The 21,798-nt window shown below is 30.9% G+C and carries 13 protein-coding genes; 5 read left to right on the top strand and 8 right to left on the bottom strand.

The features are described from left to right. Positions 1-35 precede the first annotated feature (35 nt). From GYM73_RS07775 to GYM73_RS07745, 7 genes are all read right to left on the bottom strand, one after another. A complete protein-coding gene (locus GYM73_RS07775) occupies positions 36-1,319 on the bottom strand; it encodes a TolC family protein (RefSeq protein ID WP_220233492.1) in 1,284 nt (427 codons plus the stop codon). Positions 1,320-1,331: 12 nt separating this feature from the next. Beyond that, positions 1,332-4,424 (bottom strand): efflux RND transporter permease subunit, encoded by a 3,093-nt coding sequence (locus GYM73_RS07770; RefSeq protein ID WP_220233491.1) that lies wholly within the window; start codon positions 4,422-4,424, stop codon positions 1,332-1,334. A gap of 15 nt (positions 4,425-4,439) precedes the next feature. Continuing rightward, the gene (locus GYM73_RS07765; RefSeq protein WP_220233490.1) at positions 4,440-5,564 is read right to left on the bottom strand and encodes an efflux RND transporter periplasmic adaptor subunit; all 1,125 of its coding nucleotides are present in this window, start codon (positions 5,562-5,564) and stop codon (positions 4,440-4,442) included. Between the two features lie 129 nt (positions 5,565-5,693). Then, positions 5,694-7,052 (bottom strand): HAMP domain-containing sensor histidine kinase, encoded by a 1,359-nt coding sequence (locus GYM73_RS07760; RefSeq protein ID WP_220233489.1) that lies wholly within the window; start codon positions 7,050-7,052, stop codon positions 5,694-5,696. Then, the gene (locus tag GYM73_RS07755) at positions 7,049-7,726 is read right to left on the bottom strand and encodes a response regulator transcription factor (protein ID WP_220233488.1); all 678 of its coding nucleotides are present in this window, start codon (positions 7,724-7,726) and stop codon (positions 7,049-7,051) included. The genes GYM73_RS07760 and GYM73_RS07755 overlap by 4 nt, the downstream gene beginning before the upstream one ends. Before the next feature lie 151 nt (positions 7,727-7,877). After that, on the bottom strand, positions 7,878-10,541 hold the full coding sequence (gene metH, locus GYM73_RS07750; RefSeq protein WP_220233487.1) for a methionine synthase: 2,664 nt from the start codon (positions 10,539-10,541) through the stop codon (positions 7,878-7,880). A 140-nt stretch (positions 10,542-10,681) separates the two neighbouring features. Then, positions 10,682-13,477, bottom strand: a complete 2,796-nt coding sequence (locus tag GYM73_RS07745; protein ID WP_220233486.1) for a hypothetical protein — start codon at positions 13,475-13,477, stop codon at positions 10,682-10,684. Positions 13,478-13,668: 191 nt separating this feature from the next. Here GYM73_RS07745 and GYM73_RS07740 point away from each other — a divergent pair, with 191 nt between their 5' ends. The 5 genes from GYM73_RS07740 to GYM73_RS07720 all read left to right on the top strand — a co-directional run bounded on the left by GYM73_RS07740 (position 13,669) and on the right by GYM73_RS07720 (position 20,229). Beyond that, complete coding sequence (locus tag GYM73_RS07740) at positions 13,669-15,051, top strand: T9SS type A sorting domain-containing protein (RefSeq protein WP_220233485.1); 1,383 nt, start codon at positions 13,669-13,671, stop codon at positions 15,049-15,051. Between the two features lie 42 nt (positions 15,052-15,093). Beyond that, positions 15,094-16,284 carry a hypothetical protein gene (locus tag GYM73_RS07735; protein WP_220233484.1) on the top strand — a complete coding sequence of 397 codons (1,191 nt, stop codon included), beginning with the start codon at positions 15,094-15,096 and terminating at the stop codon, positions 16,282-16,284. Between the two features lie 229 nt (positions 16,285-16,513). Beyond that, complete coding sequence (locus tag GYM73_RS07730) at positions 16,514-17,920, top strand: T9SS type A sorting domain-containing protein (protein ID WP_220233483.1); 1,407 nt, start codon at positions 16,514-16,516, stop codon at positions 17,918-17,920. A 47-nt stretch (positions 17,921-17,967) separates the two neighbouring features. Continuing rightward, positions 17,968-19,158, top strand: a complete 1,191-nt coding sequence (locus GYM73_RS07725; RefSeq protein WP_220233482.1) for a hypothetical protein — start codon at positions 17,968-17,970, stop codon at positions 19,156-19,158. Positions 19,159-19,281: 123 nt separating this feature from the next. Continuing rightward, positions 19,282-20,229 carry a DMT family transporter gene (locus GYM73_RS07720; RefSeq protein WP_220233481.1) on the top strand — a complete coding sequence of 316 codons (948 nt, stop codon included), beginning with the start codon at positions 19,282-19,284 and terminating at the stop codon, positions 20,227-20,229. Positions 20,230-20,323: 94 nt separating this feature from the next. Here GYM73_RS07720 and GYM73_RS07715 read toward each other — a convergent pair whose 3' ends face one another. Then, positions 20,324-21,655 (bottom strand): HTTM domain-containing protein, encoded by a 1,332-nt coding sequence (locus GYM73_RS07715; protein WP_160541837.1) that lies wholly within the window; start codon positions 21,653-21,655, stop codon positions 20,324-20,326. Positions 21,656-21,798: the final 143 nt, after the last annotated feature.

Below are 21,798 nucleotides of genomic sequence, written 5' to 3'. Positions count from 1 at the left end.
AAATACAAGGATATTAAAAGATTATGGGTTGAAAATTAAAAATTTATATCCCAAATGCCTACAGTTCTTTCCAATCTTACTAATGCAGAACAGAAATTATATAAGGTTTGATAATAATTTTCCTGTACATCATTATACGTTCTTTGTGCGTCTAAGACTTCAAGAAGCGACGTATTACCTCTCTTATAGGAGTAGATTTTACCCTCAAGAATAGACTTGGACTCGGAAAGCAAACCATTGGAAAACTGCTGCATTTGTTTTTTGGTATTTACATAATTTTGATACGCCTGAGTAACTTCAGTTTGAATTTGAAGTTCCACTTGCTTATATTCTAAATCTGCTTGTTGAATGGTATAATGTGCTGTTTGCACTTCCCCTTTTCGGTTGTTTAAAAAACGAAGAGGTATGGAAAGTCCGGCTGTTACACCCGTATGATACGGAGAAGGCGCTTCTTCATTGGTAGCTTTTCCGTTAAATTGCATTCCGGCATTAATTCCTAAATCCATTACCCGATTGGCTTTCGCTAACTTCAGCATTTTTTGTGAAACTTCTTTATTTTGTAAAGCAGCTTGTAGATCGGCACGATTATTTTGTGCGGTTGTTATCAAATCAGCTAAATCAAAATCTCTGTTAAAGTCGGTAAAATTGCTGTTAGCCGTATATAAAGTATCTTTTTGAGATTTACCCATTACTAAATTTAAGGCATATAAAGAGTTTTTCCATTCCGACTCGGCTTTAAAGACTTCATTGAGCATGAATTGAGCTTCCAACTTACTTTGTTTAGAATCTGTTAGAGTAATATCTCCTAATTTATATCGAATGCTGTCGGATGCGGCTAAATTGGATAATGTTTTATAAGAATTGAATTGTACATCCAACAGGTTTTTATTTTGAATACATTCCAAAAACTGCAAAGAAGCATCCGCATATAAATTTCGCAAATAATCTTGTAACAAATAGCGATTTAAATCAACTTGACTTTTAGCTAAGTCGATACGGGCTTTTCGTTTTCCTCCCAGCTCGATAGTCCATCCTAAGCCGGTTTCCAAATTGTTACCCATATGTTTTTGGTTGCTGTTTCCTTCTATATTCCATTCAATATCAGGAATAATTTTTGCATTTTCAACCTCGGCTTCAGCGAGATTTACCGTATATTTTTGTGCTGCGTATTCCAAATTGTTATTCTTAACCTGCTGAATAAAATCAATATAGTTCAGTTGTTTTTTAGCAAAGGTGGTATCAACAACTTGAGCCGGTACTATTAACGGTCTAAACAGGAGGCATATGAATATCGATAGGATCTTATACATTGATTTCATAAATTTCAGGTTTTAAATTTCTTCTGTTTGTTCATCTTTTCCCCATTTGTTTTCAATAATATAATATAGAGCCGGTAAGGCAAACAGGGTAATAACAGTTGAAAATAATAGTCCATAAACAATTACGGTAGCCAAAGGTCGTTGTACATCCGAACCAATACCCGTAGCTAAAGAAGCCGGGAGCAAACCTAAAATAGCCACTGTTGCGGTCATTAGTACCGGTCTGAATCGATCTTTTGCACCCAATAGTACCGCCCGGAGAAGTGTTTGTCCTTGTTTTCGTAAAAAGTTTATATGCGAAATCATAATTACGCCATTTTGTATAGCTACTCCCGATAAAGCAATAAATCCAACTGCTGAAGAAACATTTAAAGTCATGCCCCTTACATTTAATGCTAACATTCCGCCAAATAAAGCCAGGGGAACAATGCTCATCAGCAAACCGGCTTGTCTGAAATTTCCGAAGGCGCTGTATAATAAGATAAACATAATTCCCAAAGACAAAGGAATGATAAAAGCCAAACGAGCATAAGCTCTGTTTTGGTTTTCAAATTGTCCTCCCCATTTAATATGGTATTTTTCGTGATTATATTTTACTTCTTTTTCTATTTTATGTTGTGCTTCTACTAAGAATTTACCTAAGTCTCGATCTCGCAAATTAAGTTTTACCGTTAAATGCCTTTTATTCATTTCTCTCGTAATAGTACTTTCTCCGGTACTTAACTTGATATCACAAACTTGTGATAATGGTATTTTGGCTCCTGTTTCAGAGGTAAGCATCAAATTTGAAATTTTATCAGGCGTATTTCTGCTGTTTTCATCGTAACGACAGATAATATCGTAAACTTTATTTCCTATAAAAATTTGAGAAATGGCTTTCCCGCCAATAGCTACTTCAATAAGTTCTGCAACATCTGCTACATTTAAACCATATTGAGCAATTTTGTCCCTGTTTGCAATTATTTGAAGTTGAGGTAAGGGCGGTTCTTGATCGATAGCTAAATCTACTGCTCCTTTAACGGTTTTTAAAGTTTTCATAACATCCTCGGCAATTCTACGGGTTTCCCCGAAATCATCTCCGTAAATTTTTACTACCAGCTCACTATGAGCTCCGGATATTTTATCCATTACCCCATCAATCATAGGTTGAGAAAACCCGACGGTAAAACCGGGAAGTTTTGAATATTCTTTTTCGAGTTCAGCGATAAGGTCGTATTTGGTTTTTCCTTTTTTCCATTCCTTGTAAGGCTTTAATCCAATAGAAACCTCAAAATGAGATGCCGTCCATGGGTCGGTACCGTCGTCATTTCTACCAGCTTGCACCGTGATATAAGTTACTTCATCATATTTCATGGTACGTGCGCGTAGCGTGTCGCTTAATTCTTTAGACTTTTCAACAGAAATACCCGGAGGAAGCTGAACTTGAAGCCATATGGATCCCTCATCCAAAGGAGGCAGAAAATCTTTTCCAACATAAAAAGCCAGTAGAAAAGTAACTCCCAGTAAAATTCCTAAAGGAAGAAATATTTTTTTTGGAGCTTTCATAATCCTTTGTATGTTTATAAAATAGCGATCGGTCAGTTTTTCCAGCCATTTATTATGATAGAGTTTTTGAGGCTTTTTGTATATAAAATAGGCCAATCCGGGAATCAGTAATAAGGCAACGAGCAGGGCACCGAATAAGGCATAGCTGACTGTAAATGCCATCGGAGTAAATAATTTTTTTTCAACTCTTTCGAATGCAAAAAGAGGCAGATAAGCAGTAATAATGATGATGGTGGAAAATAAAATAGGTTTTGCAACTTCGGCCGCCCTTTGTGCAATGGTTTTTTCTTGCAATTCTTCATTAGGTTCTTCTTCTCGTTTCCGCAATATGGTTTCCATCATAACGATGGCACCGTCTACAATGATGCCGAAATCTATAGCTCCCAAAGAAAGCAAATTTGCCGGAATATGTGTGAAGTACATCAAGATAAAAGCAATAAGAAGAGAAAGAGGAATGGTTACGGCAACCAATAAAGCACCTCTCCAACTTCCTAAAAAAACAATTAGTACAACAATAACCAGAGACATCCCTTCAAACAGGGTGTGCGAAACAGTATTCAAGGTGGTGTTCACCAATTCGGTTCTGTCTAAAAACGGATGTATTTTTACGCCTTCCGGTAAGATTTGAGTATTCAAATCGTTTACCGCTTCATGAACTCCTTCTAAAACCTTAGATGGATTTTGTCCTTTTAATAAAAGTACGATTCCTTCAATACTCTCAGAATAGTTTCTTATTTTATCTGTATAACCTAAAATTCCTTTTCGTTCAATGTTTCCGTATTTAAGCTTTCCTATGTCATTTAATAAAATAGGAACTCCATTTTCCGATTTGACTACTATTTTACCGATATCTTCCAGGTTTTTAACTAATCCGATTCCACGAATAACATATCCTAAATCTCCATGAGGCAAAATACTTCCACCTGCATTAACATTGTTATTTTCAATGGTTTTAATGACTTCTCCTAACGATAATTGATACTGATCGAGTTTTTTGGGATCCAGCTCAATTTGAAACTGGGTAGTAATTCCTCCGAAATTTGTTACATCGGCAACTCCTGCTACTTGCTTAATTCGTGGAATAATTACGAAATTTTGCAGATCGGTCAATTCGCGTAAATCGTGCGTTTTACTTTCTATAATGTATCGATAAATTTCTCCTATAGGAGAAGTTAAAGGGTCTAATTCGGGAGTTGCCTCATAAGGTAATTCTACATCATTTAATCGTTCCTGTATTCTCATCCTTGCCCAATAATCATCTACACCGTCTTCAAATACGATGGTAATAATGGAAAGTCCGAAGGTGCTTTTACTGCGCATTACATGCATTCCCGGAAGACCGTTTAGGGCCCGTTCCACCGGAATGGTTATTTGTTGTTCAATTTCTTCCGCCGCTAATCCGGGAACTTGGGTAACCACTTGAGACGTTACATCTGCGATATCCGGATAGGCTTCAATGGAAAGGTGTTTCCAGGAATAATATCCGAATAGGGCAAGCATAACAAAAAGGGCAACCAGTACCCAACGTTTGTGTATAGTTGTTTGAATAAGTTTATTCATGTTTTTCTTTTTGTTTTATTGGGCTTCCAGTAAATATATTCCTCCTTCGGTCACTATATTTTCTCCTGCTTTAATTCCCTTTTTTATTTCGGTTTTGTCTTTTGAAATATCTTTGGTTTCAACCTTTTTCTTGATGAATTTATTTTTATCTACTTGTACAAATACAAATTGATCATCGTTTACTTGATAGATTGCCCGGGTAGGTACTGTTAAAGTTTCTTCCGGTTCATTTTTAAAATGAACGTTTACATACATTCCCGGTTTCAGGGATCTGTCCGAATTGTCGCATTCTACCAAAACTTCAACACTTCGGGTGTCTTCATCCACCATTTCATTGACGTGAAATATTTTGCCGGTTATATTTTTATCGGGAAAAGCATCTGCCTGTATGGTAACTTCTTTTAGTTTATTAATGAATCCTAAGTCTTTTTCTTTTATTTGTCCGGCAATCCATACTTTATTTAATTCTGCTATGGTGGCTATAGGTTCAGCTTCTTCTTTGATATATTGACCGATAACTATTTTGCTGGTAATAATTTCCCCTTTGATTGGAGAGGTAACAACTAAGGGTTGCCCTAATTTTAAACTGCCGGGATTTATATTAAAAACTTTTAACGCAGCTTTTGCGTTTTCAAGTGCGGATCTTTTGGTTTCGTAATCGGTTTTAGCTTCTTCTACCACTCGTTGTATTCCTACTCCGTGCTCTAATAAGTCTTTTTGTCTTTTAAGATTTAAATTTGATAAGGAATATTCTTGTTGTGCTTCAAAATAATCTTTTTGTGCATTGAAATATTCGGGAGAGCTGATGGCGAAAAGAGGAGAACCCACGTCTACCTTTTGTCCAAGCTTTACAAAGGATTGGGTAATTCTGCCTGCAAACGGAGGTACTATTTCCGCATAACCGGTTGGTATGGCTCTGACGACTCCTACGGTCGCTAAGTCGGGGCTTAACCATTCACTTTTTACGGGTTCTATTTTTAAGTGATTATTTATGTTAGAATTATCCGGTAAAATAATTGTGTTTCCACTAACAGTAAATTCCGGTCTTTCTTCTTCTGTATTTTGTTTATGGCATGAAAAAGTTATAAAGCATAATCCTAAAATTAGTAAGTTGATGTTTCGGATTTTTATAGTTTTCATATTTTCCGCCTTTTTTAAAAATTCTTAATTTTTTTTGTATACAAAAATAAGGTAACTAATTGTTAATGAATATTAAAAAAGATTTAAAAAAAAATTAGAATTTTATTAGAAAAGAATGCAATACAAAGGTTATAATAGAATGGTAAGGGTAGTACCTTGATGCAATTGACTGGTTATGTTGATAGTTCCGGAATGCAGTTCAATAATTTTTTTAGTAAGAGAAAGGCCGATTCCGTTTCCGTAGCTAAAGCTTTTATTTTTTCCTCTGAAAAAAGGAGTGAAAATTTTGGGAATGTCTTCCGTTGGAATTCCAATTCCACTGTCTGAAAATTTCAGTTGAAGTTTTGAATTACTAGTTGAAATGGATATATGGCACAGGTGATCTTCGGAAAACTTACATCCGTTTTCAATAAGATTGATAAAGGCTACTTTTAACAAATATTCGTTGCCCATTAGTACTGTTTCATTATCGAGAATGAAATCATCTTCAAAAAATAATTTTGTTTGATAGGCAGCATTTGCTTGTTGTATTTGACTGCAGGCATCTATAAGGATTTCATCGATCCTTGTTGGCTTAAATGTTATTTTAGAGGGATCATAACTGGCTTTTGCCAGATCAAGCAAATTATTAGATAATTTGGTAATTTTTTTAGCATCTGATAAGGCGTTTTTCAAAATCCTTTGATATTCTTCCGATGTTTTTTGATGATGTAAAGAAAGTTCCAGTTCAGCAATAATGGCTGCTAACGGGGTTCGTAATTCATGGGAAATATTGGAAACAAAATGTTTTTGCGTTTCAAAAGAATTTTCCAACCGATTCAGCATTTGATTAAATGTAATTGCCAATTCGGAAAGCTCATCCTTATCAGGTTTGGTTTTCAATCTAACCGTTAAATGATTGGCTGATATTTTTTTCATTTCCGTGGTTAGATTTTTAATTGGTTGGAATACTTTTTTAGAAAAATAAAATCCGACAAGGATGATAAAAAGTATGGAAAATATAAAGATAATACATGAATTTCTTAATAAGGACTTGAGTTCATTGTATCCGTATTGGTCATAGGCAGCCGCAGTGATGATGTATTTATTGTTTTTATAGGAATAGATAAGTCCAATTACTTGCCAATCGCCCTGATGAAATTTGATCTCTCCTTTGGAATAAATTTCATGAATCATGTCAGGAGTTTCTTTCACAAAATCAATATCTACCGCATCATGATAGAGAAGATGAAATTCTTTATCGTATACAGCTACTTCAACTTCTTGAATTGTTTGATAATTGTTATGATAAATTTGTTGAAGAGTTTGTGAGGGTACTTTCGCTTTAAAATAAAGATTTGCTTTGGTTATGGCTTCTTTTTTTAATAAAGAATAAAATTCTTTGTCTCTGTTTTGTTTGGCTGAAATATAAATGATAGTGGCAAATATCAGCAATATGGATGCTGTAATCAAAGAAAACAATAGAGTGATCTGAGTACGAATTTTCATGTATCGGATTTTAATATAAATCCCATACCGGAGCGAGTATGAATAAGTTTTTTTTCAAAATCTTTATCTACTTTTTTTCGTAAGTAGTTAATATACACATCTATAAAATTAGTTCCCGTATCAAAATGAGTATTCCAGACTTTTTCGGCAATTTCCGTTCTGGAAATAATTCTGCCTTGATTTTGCAATAAAAATTCCAGGAGTTTAAATTCTTTTAGGGTAAGATTTAATTCTTTATTGCTTCTCTTCACAATTTTCGTCTGCAAATTCATTTCCAGATCACAAAATTTTAAGATAAATCCTAATTTATTTTTGGATGATCTTTTTAACAGAGCTTTTATTCTTGCAGTCAACTCTCTCATTTCAAAAGGCTTGACTAGATAATCGTCTGCTCCGGCATCAAAACCGTCAATTTTATCGTCGGTAGTTCCCAATGCGGTTAACATGATAATGGGAAGTTCCGGTTTTAACATTCTTATTTCTTTACAAAGAGCTATTCCATTAATTTCAGGCAATATAATATCCGTAATTATCAGGTCAAAATCATGGCAGAGAAACAAATTTTTTACCGATAAACCGTCATAAGCTAAGGTTACAGTAAATCCTTGTTCCTGAAGCCCCTTTTTTATCAGTTCCGAAACTCTTAAATCATCTTCAACTAATAGAATATTCATAATTGCAAATGTACCTTTTCTTTTTATATTAGATAAAGAATTATTGGCTTAGTAATGTTCTCTATAAAGAAAAGTAGTCTCTTGTTTAGCTTTTATAAATATTTAATTCATTCCTTTTTAAAACAAGAATAAAAGTGAAATAGTAAGATTCTTAGGCTAAATTAGGTTTAAGCCAATATTGTGCATCTTCAAGTTTTATTTCTTTACGTTTAGCATAATCTTTAACTTGTTCTTGCGTAATTTTCCCTAATCCGAAATAGTTAGATTGTGGATTGGCAAAATAATATCCCGTAATTGAAGAAGCCGGATACATTGCAAGACTCTCAGTTAATTGTACTCCAATACGATCCGTAACATCCAACAATTCCCAAATAGTGAGCTTTTCCAAATGATCCGGACAAGCAGGATAACCGGGAGCGGGACGTATGCCTTGATATTTTTCTTTAAATAGTGATTGTTTGTCCAAGATTTCATCGGGAGCATATCCCCAAATTTCTTTTCTTACCTTATGATGCATGTATTCAGCCAAGGCTTCCACAAATCTATCCGAAACAGCTTTTATCATAATAGCCGAATAATCGTCATGGTTTGTTTCGTAATGTTTGGCTAAGGCTTCTGCTCCAAAAATAGAAACAGCGAAACATCCTATATAGTCGTGTAAATTTTCTTTGTTTTTAGGTAAAATAAAGTCGGATAGGGCTAAATTCGGTTTGCCTTCGGACTTTACAGATTGCTGCCGTAAGGTTCGAAATGTATGAATTAGTTTATTGTCATTCGAGTAAATTTCAATATCGTCTTGTTCATTGGAATTGGCTTTAAATAATCCAATTACGGCTTTGGGTTGCAATAGTTTTTCAGCAATTACTTTTTCAATCATTTGTAACGCATCATGATATAATTTTGTGGCTTCTTCCCCGGTTACTTCATCTGAAAGCAAATCGGGATATTTTCCTGTCAGTTGCCAAGTTCTAAAAAAGGGTTGCCAATCGATATATTCCGTTAGATCTTCCAGGAGTATGGAAGAAAAAACCTGTACACCTAGCTGTTTGGGTTTACAGGGAATGTATTGATTCCAATCAATAGTTAGTTTATTTTTACGAGCTTGTTCTAGCGTAAGATATTCTTTTTCAGTACTTCTATTTAAATAGCCTTCTCTTAAATGGGCATATTCTTCTGATATTTTTTTCTTAAAATCCTCGCTTTGTGAAGAGAGTAAAGAAGATGCAACGGTAACAGATTTAGAGGCATCTAAGACATGAACAACTGTATGACTATATTTAGGGGCAATTTTTAAGGCGGTATGGATTTTTGAAGTAGTAGCTCCTCCAATCATTACCGGAAATGAAAGATTTCTTCTTTCGAGTTCTTCAACCACGTGGATCATTTCATCTAAAGAAGGAGTAATTAAACCGCTAAGTCCAATCAAATCCACCTTCTCACGGATGGCGGTTTCGATAATCGTTTCTTTAGGAACCATAACTCCTAAATCTATAATTTCATAGTTATTACAAGCCAATACGACTCCGACTATATTTTTACCGATATCATGAACATCACCTTTAACGGTAGCCATTAGTATTTTACCGTTAGATTGAGATTCTCCGTTTTTTTCTGCTTCAATGAAAGGTTGCAAGTATGCAACAGCCTTTTTCATTACTCGAGCAGTTTTAACCACTTGAGGAAGAAACATTTTACCTGCTCCAAATAACTCGCCAACCGTATTCATTCCATCCATTAAAGGGCCTTCAATTACATCCAAAGGTTTATTGGCTTGTAAACGGACTTCTTCAACATCTTGTTCAATGTAGTCCGCATTGCCCTTTATCAAAGCAAATTCCAATCTTTTTTCAATCGGCCACGACCTCCATTCTTCTATTTTTTGCTCTTTTGTATCTTTATTTTCAACAATAGTTTCTGCATATTCTATAAGCCTTTCGGTAGCCTCTTCATCTCTATCAAATAAGACGTCTTCAATCTTTTTTAGTAATTGCGGTTCAATCTCTTGATAAATGGCCAGTTGAGTGGGATTGACAATTCCCATATCCAATCCGTATTGGATGGCATGATATAGAAATGCTGCATTAATCGATTCCCGAACTTTATTATTCCCTCTAAACGAAAAGGATACATTACTTACTCCTCCCGAAACGAAACACCCCGGAAGATTTTCTTTCACCCATTGAGTTCCTTCAAAAAAATCAAGCGCATTTCTTCGGTGTTCTTTCATTCCGGTACCTACCGGGAAAATATTTAGGTCGAAGATGATATCAGAGGGGTTAATGTTTAATTGATGAACCAAAATATTATAGGAACGTTGGGATATAATTTTTCGTTTTTCCAAATTATCGGCTTGTCCTTCTTCATCAAATGCCATAACAATCATAGCCGCTCCGTATCGTTTGATAATTTTGGCTTTTTTTATAAATTCTTCTTCACCTTCTTTAAGGCTGATGGAATTAACTATTCCTTTTCCTTGAATGTTTTTTAATCCGGCTTCAATGACTTCCCAATTTGATGAATCGATAACGATAGGAACTCGTGCTATATCGGGTTCAGAAGCAATCAAACGTAAAAAGGTAGTCATAGCTTTCACGCCGTCAATTAAGCCTTCATCCATGCAAATATCAATGATCTGAGCTCCTCCTTCCACTTGATCTCGGGCAATTGAAAGAGCTTCATCGAATTTTTCATTTTTTATCAGATTTAAAAATTTACGCGATCCGGTAACATTGGTCCTTTCACCGATGTTTATAAAATTGCTTCCAGGATAAACAGTAAAAACTTCTAATCCTGATAATTTTAATGTATTCTGCATTGGGTAATTCAAAGAATAAACAAAGTTACGATTTTTGTAACTTATCTTGTTGAATGTTTTATGCTATTCGTTATTACTTATATTATGAAGAAAGTATTGTTTAATTTAATGTATGTTATTCTTGTAAATCTTATTTTTTATTAAAAAATCAATAAAGTTTCTTTAAGTCCACTGAATGTGAGTTTCCATAGAAAATTAAAAAATGATTTGTCTTTAGTTCTTTCTACTTTTTTAATTTTCGACATTTTTAGGGAGTCTTTTGAATTTTTTATTAAGGCAAGATTTGCAAGAGAAGAAAGGAATTTTTTTTCTCTTTCACCATCCTTTTTATATAGGGTAATTTTTAAATTTTTATAATTCATACCGAATGTACCGTTTCCAACTGTATTATCGCCATCAAAATTAAATGAAACTTTTTGGATATTTCCGTTTGCCGATATATGTAAATAAGGTTTTATAAATGGATTCAATTTATCGGCAGGAAGTCCGTATAAATTTCCTTTAACGGTAAAATTATCCGATTTATTTAATGTATTAAATTTCCAACTGGCAGATAGTTTTCCGGATTTCATGAAAGTACTTTTAAAATCTATGACTACATCGGGTAAATGAGAAACATTATATCCACCGGAAATATTTTTGATTTTTGCATTGATGTTGGTAAAGAAAATTTTTCCAATATTGTTAGTAAGGGATTCTTCTTCATACGTTAAGGAAGAATTATAAAAATGGACTTCTTTAATATTTAACTTAAATTTTAATTTTCTAAGTTTTTCGCTGAAAAAAGGTTTGTAAACTGGTTTGTAAACATTGTCAGGAATGTCGTATTGATGGATAGTGGTTTGCATATTTTCAACGATGACTTTAGGAGCAATAAAATCTATTTGATTATCTAATGAACCCCAATTTAATTTGGGTATTGTAATTTTGGAAAGATTCACCGTATAAGCATCAATACCCTTTTTTTTCATAAAATTCAATTGACTTTTTTTGGGCCGTATATTTATTGTGTTTGCATATAGGGAAGTATGGGTGAGTAACAGATGGTTCATTTGTAACGTATGAGATCCCATATCATGGAAAATATTTTTACCTGTTATATTGAATTTTGAAAAAGAAAAAGGGAAACCGAAGGTATGGGTATCGGATGAGTCTTTTACCTTAATGTCGTATAGTGAAAGCTTTAAATCTTTTATTGATGTAGTGAGTGTTGTATTAGCCGCATTATATTGATGGATGGAGGATTTGCCGATTAAAAATGTATCTAAACGAATTTCTGTATCCAGGTCGTACGTGTTGAAATGTATATTTTTTGATTTGACTTTAACTTTTGGATTTTGAAATATTGAAGCTTTCATTTCATTTATAATCAGAGAAGAAGCTTGTAAACTGAATTTATTGTTATTCAAATCCCACTTTATTTTCGGGAGTAGTATATGATCCATATGGATTTTATAGAGGTTTTTGCTTACTTTTTGTGCTGCAAATTTTTGTGGAGATATAGTAGGAATAATGTTTAAATTCTTTGCTTCAAATTTATTGTCAGATAAAATCATTTTATCTATTTTGAAATTATAAAATTTAAATCCTGTATAAAATATATGGTTTGCTTCCAATTGAAAATTTGAGTAGGAGAAAGGAATATATTTTTTTGTATTAGTAAATATCGTATTGATATTAATATCATGAATCGAATAATTAATGTTTCCCATTTCCAATAATGAGTTATTAGCCCGATTGAAATATTGTATATGTGAATTAGCTATGATGAAATTTTTTATTTCAAGAACATCGTCGAATAAATAGGTAAATTTACCTCCATTGTTTTTAGCTGATTTAGTTTCATAAGGTTGTTTTATAATTAAAGAATTATCATATAATTTTAAACGTTCCAGGGTGATTTTATCATTAACTTTGTTGATTATTTTTAGAATTTCGATATTAACATTATTGCTTGTTAAATGATTATTGAAATTTAATTTCGATTTAAGTATTTGGAAAGTATCAATACTCAAATTAAAAGGGATTATACGGTCTATATGCTCCGTAATGTTTTTAGGTTTTGAATTTGAATTTTTTTCAATGATTGAGATATGAGTGGAATCAACTTCAATTTTAGAGGTTTTAAGATAAAAGTAACCGTTTTTATCATATCCCCAATCTAAATTTTTGACCTTTGCGGTCGGGACCTCTATAGAAAGTAAGGTTTTTTGAAAATAATTTCCGGTTTTAAAATACTCTTCGGATATATTCGGATATAAAAGTATTTGATTGGTTTCAAGAAATCCGTTGGTAAACTTAAACTTTTTTAATTGTAAATGATGAATTTCATCGAGCTGATAAAATATATCTGACACATCCAATTTTACTTTATCGTAAGTAAGCGGTATACGTTTTTCATTATCCACCATATCCCATAATACCCCGGAAAGGTGAAGGTTTAGATTTCGTAAAGAAGCTCTTTTAGCTCCGTCTGCCTTGTCGTAAAGAGCTAAATTTCCTTTATTAATTTCAAATTTTCCAATTTGAATTGAATTTCCCAGCTTGTATTTTACTAAATCATTTTTGTGATTTAATGAATCGGCATATTGTTTACAAATGATATCCGGTTGGTCAATTTCGATGAGATCTGCCGCTAAATCTTTAAATAGTAAAAATCGTATAAATTTTACCCCGTGTATTACTATTTTCTTTACTTTGATGGTATAAATGCCCTTTTTGTTGGACTTGGGAGCAATATTGATATCACTTATGTTCATTTCTCCCTGGAGTAGCGAATAAGTAACATCAGAATAATTAAATTTATATGGTGTATCATTTCTTTTAGAAATGAAATCAGGTAAACTGTTTTTAATCCAACTATTAATTCCGAAGTTAAGTACAACTCCTAGAATAAAGAGAAAAATTAATCCTAATGAAATTTTTTTCCATTTCATACAATTGGATTCTTTTTTATCAAATATATATAAAAAATAAATCCAAGAATAATAAAATAAAAATAAAAGTGAATTATTGGGTTGGAAAAGTAAATGATAAGAGAATTTTAATTTTGAAAAAATTTAAATCCTAGATAATATTTTATCCAATATTACTATCTTTAACCCATTAATAATTAAAAAGATGATCTATGAAAAAAATTTTATTAGTTTTATGGGTAAGTGTTCTTACTTTACAAAATTTTAATGCGCAAAATTCAAAAGCAGTTTGGGAGAAAAAATTAGATGAGGGAAATCTTTGTTATCCTGGCATTAATGATATGGCCAAAACCCGATCTAGGGGAGTTGCGCTAATTGGAGATTGTTCATTAAGATTAGGGATATTATCTAAAATATTTTTTCTAAACCCAAACGGTGAATTAATCAAGGAAAATTTCTTAGATACTGATTTAAATGGTGGAATTAGAATAGCTAATAAGATAATTCCCAATTCTGACGGTTATGTTATTTTTGGTATAGATGAAAAGAAATTTTCAGATAAATCAAAAAATAAATTGGATAATTTATGGATGATGCAGACCGATTGCAATGGTGGTGTAATAGAAACAAAAATTATTTGGAGTAAGAAATCTTTTGATAAGAATAATAGTGGATATGGAACGATTGAAATTCTATCTGTTAAAACAATTAGTGACGGCTACTTACTTACAGCAAAAATATACGATGAAAACAATCAATTTGTTAAAGTTGTTTACAAACTTGATAAGAATGGTCAAGTTTTATGGGAAATTAATTTTGATGAAAAGTTAAGTTTTGAAAATCTTGAGGTACTAAAAGAAACTGTTCATAACGAGTACTGTATAATAGGGTATATTAAAGAAAGTTATAGATCATCCAATAAAAATTTTTATGTCAAGTTAGACAAGGAAGGAAAGATTTTGACTCAACATGAAATAGTTGAGTTGGGTGATTTTAAAATGAAACCCATCACAAATAAAAAAAATAAGCTCTTATTTTCAGTTAAAAATGAAGAAAATAAATTTATGGTAGTTGAGCTAAATGAAGATGGAAAAGTGATATCTAAGATTATCTATGATAAGGTTATGGAAAATGATTCCACTTGGATGGAAACTGATGATGATTGCTATCTTATCGGAGGAAATGAATTTGTTAAAATAAATAAAAAAGGAGAAATCTTATGGAAAGAAAAAGTAAATAATAATTACGGTTATAATAATCTATTTAATTTAGGAAATAATGAATATATAGCTTTTAATAATTTTAATATTTTAAAACTTAAGGATCAGCAGCCATTCTTAGGAATAGATGATGTTACTGAAAAAAGAGAGAACGTATTTTTATATCCTAATCCGGTTGACAGCTATTTATATATAAATGTTCCAAAAGGAGAAAAAATCAAAAAAATATTGGTAACCGATATTAGTGGGAAAAAGGTGTTTGAACACAATACATATCAGGATAAATTAGATGTTTCAATGTGTCTGCCTGGTGTATACTTTTTAAAAATTGAAACCGAATATAAAGTATATGTTCAAAAAATACTTAAAAAGTAAAAAATTATTTTTTATTTAATAATTCACCAAAAAATAGAGACAATGAAAAATATAATTATACTACTAAGCATATTATCTTTTACAACTGTATATGCGCAAAACCCTAAGATTAATACCTTAAATACTTTTGAAGGTCCGAGTCAAGTAAAAACTATTATAAAGAATACGAAAGGCAATTATGTGCTATTAGAAAATATATGGTGTTTTGAGCCTGAATTTGGGAATGTTTATTCCATAATAATAAATGAATTAAATGATGAAGGCAAGGTTATATGGTCAAGAAATTTAGAAAAAGTAAATTCAGATGAAAAAGGTATTTTTTTAATAGAGAATGATAAAGGGTATTCAATTTTTACAGAGGATGGTCAATTGATCAAAATTGATAATTCAGGAATTATTTATTTTAGAAAGAAAACAGGTTTTATGATGCCTCGAAATATATTGGCATCAAATAAAGGAGGTTTTTTTATTTCAAACACTTTTAATAAAGAGGATATATGGATATCAAAGCTAAATTCACAAGGTGAAATAGAATGGGAAATAACTAAAGAACAGTATAAGGCAGTATATGTTTCAATCAGACAAAAATCTGTAAACGGAAATTATTTGGCGTTAGTAAAAAAGAAAGATAAATCAGATGTTTCAAATTTCTATATAATGGAATTTACTGATTATGGTGAAATAATATCAGAAAAACAAATACCTAATCATATCATTTATCAATCTAATAAAAATCTAGGTTTTTATCAAGACAGGTCCGGTAATTATTTAGTTTCCAGTACAGAAGATACTTCTGATCATGAAGTCAAATATGATTTTAGTTCAGAAGATATCAGATTAGTGAAATTAGATAAAGATTTTAATGTAATATTTAATAAATTATATGGTTATGCAATAGGTAATGACTTTTATTCAACCTATTTAGGAAAAATTATTGAATCGGAAGAAGGAGGATATCTTTTTAGCTGTAGGGAAACATTTAATACAACAACTTATTTTGAAAGTAGTATATTTAAGATTGATGAGAATGGAAATTTACAATGGTATGAATCTTTTAATCTTAATAAGGCTACTTTTATCGGATCTTTAATTCCAATGGGTAAAAATACCTATATGGTTTCTGTCTACTCAGAGTTTAATCCAATGGATTATTTTTCAGAAACAAATATTTTTAAAATTACAGATAATTTAAATTCTAACTTTAATCCGTTGTTATGTCCGGCAGAAGATTAAAGATTAAAAAAAGTGATTTAAAATTTTATTAATTATAAAGCTAGATTATTTGAAAAATAATCTAGTTTTTTTATGAAATATAAAAATTAATGAAAAATTTATTATACCAAACAACATAGTTTCCATTTGTTCATACTCGGGTAATACTTTTTTAAAATAAATATTAAAATCCCGTAGAGTATTTTATCCAAGATTACTACTTTTATGCACTAAAAAATAAAAGTGATTTATGAAAAAAATTTTACTAGTTCTATGGGCAAGTGTTCTTACCTTGCAAGAAAGCAATGCGCAAAGTGCAGAGGTACTTTGGGAAAATAATTTAAACTATTCTATTGCTGATGTCGCTAAAACATTATCCGGGTATGCTTTAGCTGTTAATGAAGAAATATACTTTTATGGAAGGAATAGAACAAGTTCAAAGTTAATTTTTACTGATATAGATGGAAAAGTTGGTAAAGAAATGCATTTAAGTGAAGATATTTATGGAGTAGACAGAGAAGTATATCGGTTAATGGGAGAAAAAGACGGTTATATTATTTTTGGAATAGACAAATATGATTATTTTGATTTTCCTAAAAAAGGAGAAAATGGTGTATGGATAATGAAAACCGATTGTAACGGATATGAGATTTCAACAAAATTTATAGATTTTAATCAGAGATTGGATAGAAGAAATAAATTAATTTCTTACAGTTTCAAAGATTTGCAAATTATGTCTGTACTACCAGTTAGTGATGGTTATCTTATTACGGTAAAAAAAACAGACCCACACATAGATAAATATGAAGGAATAATAATTAAAGTTAATAAATCCGGAGAAGAACAATGGCGTACTATTTTAGATAAATCATTGGGTGGGTATTGTATAGCTATTAGGGAAGATCTCGATCAAAACTATATTTTTATAACACAATATGAGGAATATATGTCAGGCAAATTCGGTAGTTCCTATTTATTGAAGGTAAATAAAGACGGCATTAACATTGAAAATAAAGAAATCAAGGAAATGTATAATGCTTTATCTGAAATAAATTATGTAAGAAATAAAAGTAAAAAATTATTATTTTCCTATAAAATTGCAAATAATAAGTTGAATATAATTGAAATAAATGAAGAGGGGGAAAAGATTTCTAATTTAACTATTATTGGTGAAAATAACGATAAATCGATTTTAAATTCACTTGAAACAGCAGACGGTTTTTATTTATTGTCGGAAAACACAACTTTAACTAAAATTAATAAGCAAAAGAAAATTATTTGGAAAAAAACTTTTACTAATGATGATAATAATACAATCTCATTCATTAAAGATTTGGGAAGTAATGAATATATATTAGTAAATAAATATAAAATTAGTAAAATAAAAGATAGTAAATTTTTAGGAATAGAAAATCAGACTAATAAAGAAGAGCAAATTATTTTATATCCAAATCCGGTAGATGCTTATCTAAATATAAAAATACCTACTGATCAAAAAGTAAAGAAAATATTTATTACAGATATCACAGGAAAAATTATTTTACAAGAATACAAATATCTGGATAAAATAGATATGTCTATGTTTATACCGGGAATTTATATACTAAAAATAGAGAGTGAGTCAGATGTATATGTTCAAAAAATACTTAAAAACTAAGTAAAAATATTTTTAGTTAATTAATTCATAAATATAATAAATAGATAATGAAAAATATAATTATATTAATAGGAATTTTGATTTATGCAACCCTGTCTGCACAAGATCCAACTGTGGAATTGAAAAAAACTTTAAATACTTATCAAATGTCATCTATGATAAAAACTAAGGATGGAAATTTTATGTTTACAGGCTATTCTAAAGATTTATATCTGAAAGATTCTTTGACTGGGGTTATTTTCATGCCATGTAAAGCAGTTTATATAACGAAATTAGATAAAGAAGGTGATCTTTTATGGACAAAATTTTTATCAGATGGAAAGTCTGAACAATCCGGACAATTCATTGCGGAAGGTGATTCAGGTTTTTTAATTCTGATCAATGGATCCCAATTGATTAAAGTTGACTATTTTGGAAACAAAATTTGGGAAAAAAATGTGGGTGAAGTATCAAAATTAATATCATCAGACGATGGAGGTTATATAGTCAGTGGAAGTTTTGAAGGGGGTAAAGTATGGCTTTATAAATTGTCAGATGCAGGAGAAATCCAATGGAAGATTTCTCAAGATCAATATAAAATAAAAAATATAACTAATCTCATAAGGACAATTGATAATCAATTTATTTTGTTAGATAACAGAAAAGATGATAAGGGAAATAATAAATTTTACCTCGTTAAATTTAAAGATGGAGGTAGTATAACATGGGAAAAAGAACTATCTCCCGAGATTTTTTCAAAGTCAAGATATAATCAGATACTTATTCAGGATAAATTTGGAAATTATATTATAGCAAGTGATGAAACATATGAAACAAGTTCTGATTATAGAATAACTAAATGGGATGAACAAGGGAATTTAGTTTTTAGTAAGATATATGGATTAATGAAAGGAGATTACTATTCTAAATCAATAAAGTTGTATGAAATAGTAAATACACTTATTGAAGCAGAAAATGGAGGATATATTATTGGAGGAAAATTTTTTAAAATCGGAACTAGAGGTTTAAGCTATGGATACTTATTTAGAATTGATGATCAAGGTAGATTTTTATGGAGTACGCAATTAGACATAGATAAATTTACAAGTTTAGATATATTAAAACCTATTGAAAAAAATAAATTTTTAATAGGAATAAATAATAATCATTCAAAAAGTCAAGAGAATATATCAATACTTACGATAACAGATAATTTTGATGCTAAATACGATCCAATGCTTTGTCCATTAGTCGAATAATTAGTTAATCGGCATTTGATGTCTAAAAAAATTAAAACATATGTAAACTAGATTATTTTTTGAATAATCTAGTTTTTTTTGTGAAATATAAGAAATACATTTGCAGCAAATTTTGCACTAAAAATGAGGGCAGCAAGGTATATATTATTACGCTTACCAAGAAAGTCAAAAGCACTGGTTGGAAAATATGGAAAAGGATCCTTTTTTAAAGGATCATTGAGCGCAATTATTTCATCCATGACCTATGGATTAATTCCTTTATTTAGCATTCCTTTAATGAAAAAAGGATTGAATTTTGATACTGTTTTGTTTTATCGATTTTTATTGGCGTGTATTGCTGTCGCAATACTGATGAAAATAAAAAAAGTACATTTTTCAGTTTCCTTGAAAGAATTTAAAGCATTAACAGTTCTAAGTTTACTTTGCAATACTTGTTCACTCTTTTTCTTTCTATCCTATACGTATTTAGGAGGAGGAGTTACCACTACCGTCCATTTTTTATATCCTGTTTTTGTTACCATCATTATGGGAATCTTTTTTCGTGAAAAAATTTCCGTTAAAGGTTTTATATCAATACTATTGGCTGTTGTTGGTGTTGCCCTTTTATCTTTGGGGGAAGGAATAGGTCACATCAATTTCAAAGGAATAGTGTTTGCTCTTTCAGCTGCAATATTTTATGCATTTTTTCTGGTATTATCCGTTAAATCAACCGTAAAAGATATGCCAGTGCTTAGATATACCTTTTATATTCAAGTTATTGGCGTGGTTTATCTTCTTATATTTTGTTTATTGACCGGTTCTTTTCAATGGTTTCCGGTAAAAGATACTTCATGTGTTCTAAATATAACATTATTAGCTTTAATTCCAACCATAGTATCAATTATAACTTTAGTTGAGGCGGTTAGAAGAATAGGATCTACTCTCACCTCAGTTTTAGGCGCATTTGAGCCCATTACCGCTGTTATTATAGGAGTAGTAGTGTTTTCAGAACCCTTTTCTTCAATGATGTTAGTTGGTATTCTCCTCATAATAGTGGGTGTTTTTGGGATTATAGTATCCCAAAAAAAGTAATGATATGATTTAATTTATTCTTACTATATTAAACAATACAAGTAGCAAGCTTCAATTTTATTTAGCATTTGTCTGTTAAATTTAATATAAAAATCTATTTTCTGTAATCATCATATAAAAGAATCCAATCGGAATGTTTAAAATAGTCCCAGCTTACTTCTGCTAAATCAATTTTTGGGTCAATAAATCTCTTATAGGGATGATCATTTACGGATACTTGAGTATCGGCATAAATTTCTACATCTTTATGACGCAATTTGGAATCCTCTTTTATATATTGAGCCGCTTGCCATATAAAGTCAGGGTAACAATTGATTCTAAGTATTTGTTTATCAGTAAATATATCCTGCATACGAAACGGCAGAATTTTTTTAGTTTTTTTATCAATAACAGTAAAATGTGTAGACCCATTACGCTGTCTCAGCATCATTCTCCAACTTAACCGATGCCCCTCTTCAGTCCAAAATACATTTCCTTTAATGAAATAATGACGTATAGGTAAAATCAATTGAATGGTGAAATAAATTACTAAAAGAAAATACACTGTTTTTTTATTAGAGTAATTATATTTATTTTCTTCAAAAGAAATATGTGGACGCTTTTTGAAAAATATTTTACGGATAGTTTCCGGAGGATAGAAAAAAACGGTAAAGCTTAAGGCAAAATAGGGGAAAATTCCTACGTTTAGAATAAACGAATTAGCAAGATGAAATATTAAACAGGCAAGTAAGGCTAACGTTCGAGTTTTTTTCCAAAGCATTAAAGGAACAACCAATCCGTCAAATATAATTCCAAGATAAGCTATAGAAATATAAAACCATTTTTGGGTGAAAAATTGACCGATTAAAGGGATATTAGTTTTATTGGAATATAATAAACGCGTAAAAGTTCCATCTAACCAATCAGGATAAAGTTTAGCAATACATGCAAAAAAATATAAAATGGATATTTGAAATAATAAAACGAATGAGCACCATTGAGGCATGGTCAAAGATCTTATATTTTTATTTCTTTTTGAGTCCAAAGAATAATAAGCATTCGCAGGTAAAAAGAGCATAATAATGCATATTAGAATTAAAAAATAATAATGATTATTATAAGCTGTTTTTTGCATTAAATATTGAGCCGTCCATAATATAGTAAAACATAAAAGACTTAAACGATATCTATAACCCATCATAACCAAAAGTCCCAATATACCTAAACAAATAAAATAAATATACATACCATATCCCGGTAGAGGGTGGAGCCATGTAAAACCAATAAACGGGAAAAAGACTTTAGGAGTAATTAAATTGATGTTTACCCAACCTGTTAAAATTGCCCCCCAAGTTTCCGCCAATAGCAAAAATCCAAATAGTATACGGAATACAATCAATGGTGAATTATCTATTTTGCGAAATAAACTTTGTCTTGATAGTACCATGCTATATTTATTTGTTATACAATAAAGATAATAAATAAAAAATAATTCATAATAAATGATTTCGGGTAAATTGAATAATGATATAAGTTCTATTGCTGAATGGATTTTTAAAATAAGAAAACATATTTAGGATTAATTCCCTT

This window comes from Apibacter sp. ESL0432, assembly GCF_019469225.1.
Lineage (GTDB): Bacteria > Bacteroidota > Bacteroidia > Flavobacteriales > Weeksellaceae > Apibacter.
Note: the sequence above shows the minus strand (reverse complement) of the source record. Positions and strands in the feature narration are given on the sequence as shown.

Bases quoted from the DNA above. Each gene is read 5' to 3' on its own strand.
- GYM73_RS07725 (WP_220233482.1), top strand. From the start codon at position 17,968: ATGAAAAATATAATTATATTAATAGGAATTTTGATTTATGCAACCCTG.
- GYM73_RS07715 (WP_160541837.1), bottom strand. From the start codon at position 21,655: ATGGTACTATCAAGACAAAGTTTATTTCGCAAAATAGATAATTCACCA.
- GYM73_RS07755 (WP_220233488.1), bottom strand. From the start codon at position 7,726: ATGAATATTCTATTAGTTGAAGATGATTTAAGAGTTTCGGAACTGATA.
- metH (WP_220233487.1), bottom strand. From the start codon at position 10,541: ATGCAGAATACATTAAAATTATCAGGATTAGAAGTTTTTACTGTTTAT.
- GYM73_RS07740 (WP_220233485.1), top strand. From the start codon at position 13,669: ATGAAAAAAATTTTATTAGTTTTATGGGTAAGTGTTCTTACTTTACAA.
- GYM73_RS07760 (WP_220233489.1), bottom strand. From the start codon at position 7,052: ATGAAAATTCGTACTCAGATCACTCTATTGTTTTCTTTGATTACAGCA.
- GYM73_RS07720 (WP_220233481.1), top strand. From the start codon at position 19,282: ATGAGGGCAGCAAGGTATATATTATTACGCTTACCAAGAAAGTCAAAA.
- GYM73_RS07770 (WP_220233491.1), bottom strand. From the start codon at position 4,424: ATGAATAAACTTATTCAAACAACTATACACAAACGTTGGGTACTGGTT.
- GYM73_RS07735 (WP_220233484.1), top strand. From the start codon at position 15,094: ATGAAAAATATAATTATACTACTAAGCATATTATCTTTTACAACTGTA.
- GYM73_RS07730 (WP_220233483.1), top strand. From the start codon at position 16,514: ATGAAAAAAATTTTACTAGTTCTATGGGCAAGTGTTCTTACCTTGCAA.
- GYM73_RS07765 (WP_220233490.1), bottom strand. From the start codon at position 5,564: ATGAAAACTATAAAAATCCGAAACATCAACTTACTAATTTTAGGATTA.
- GYM73_RS07745 (WP_220233486.1), bottom strand. From the start codon at position 13,477: ATGAAATGGAAAAAAATTTCATTAGGATTAATTTTTCTCTTTATTCTA.
- GYM73_RS07775 (WP_220233492.1), bottom strand. From the start codon at position 1,319: ATGAAATCAATGTATAAGATCCTATCGATATTCATATGCCTCCTGTTT.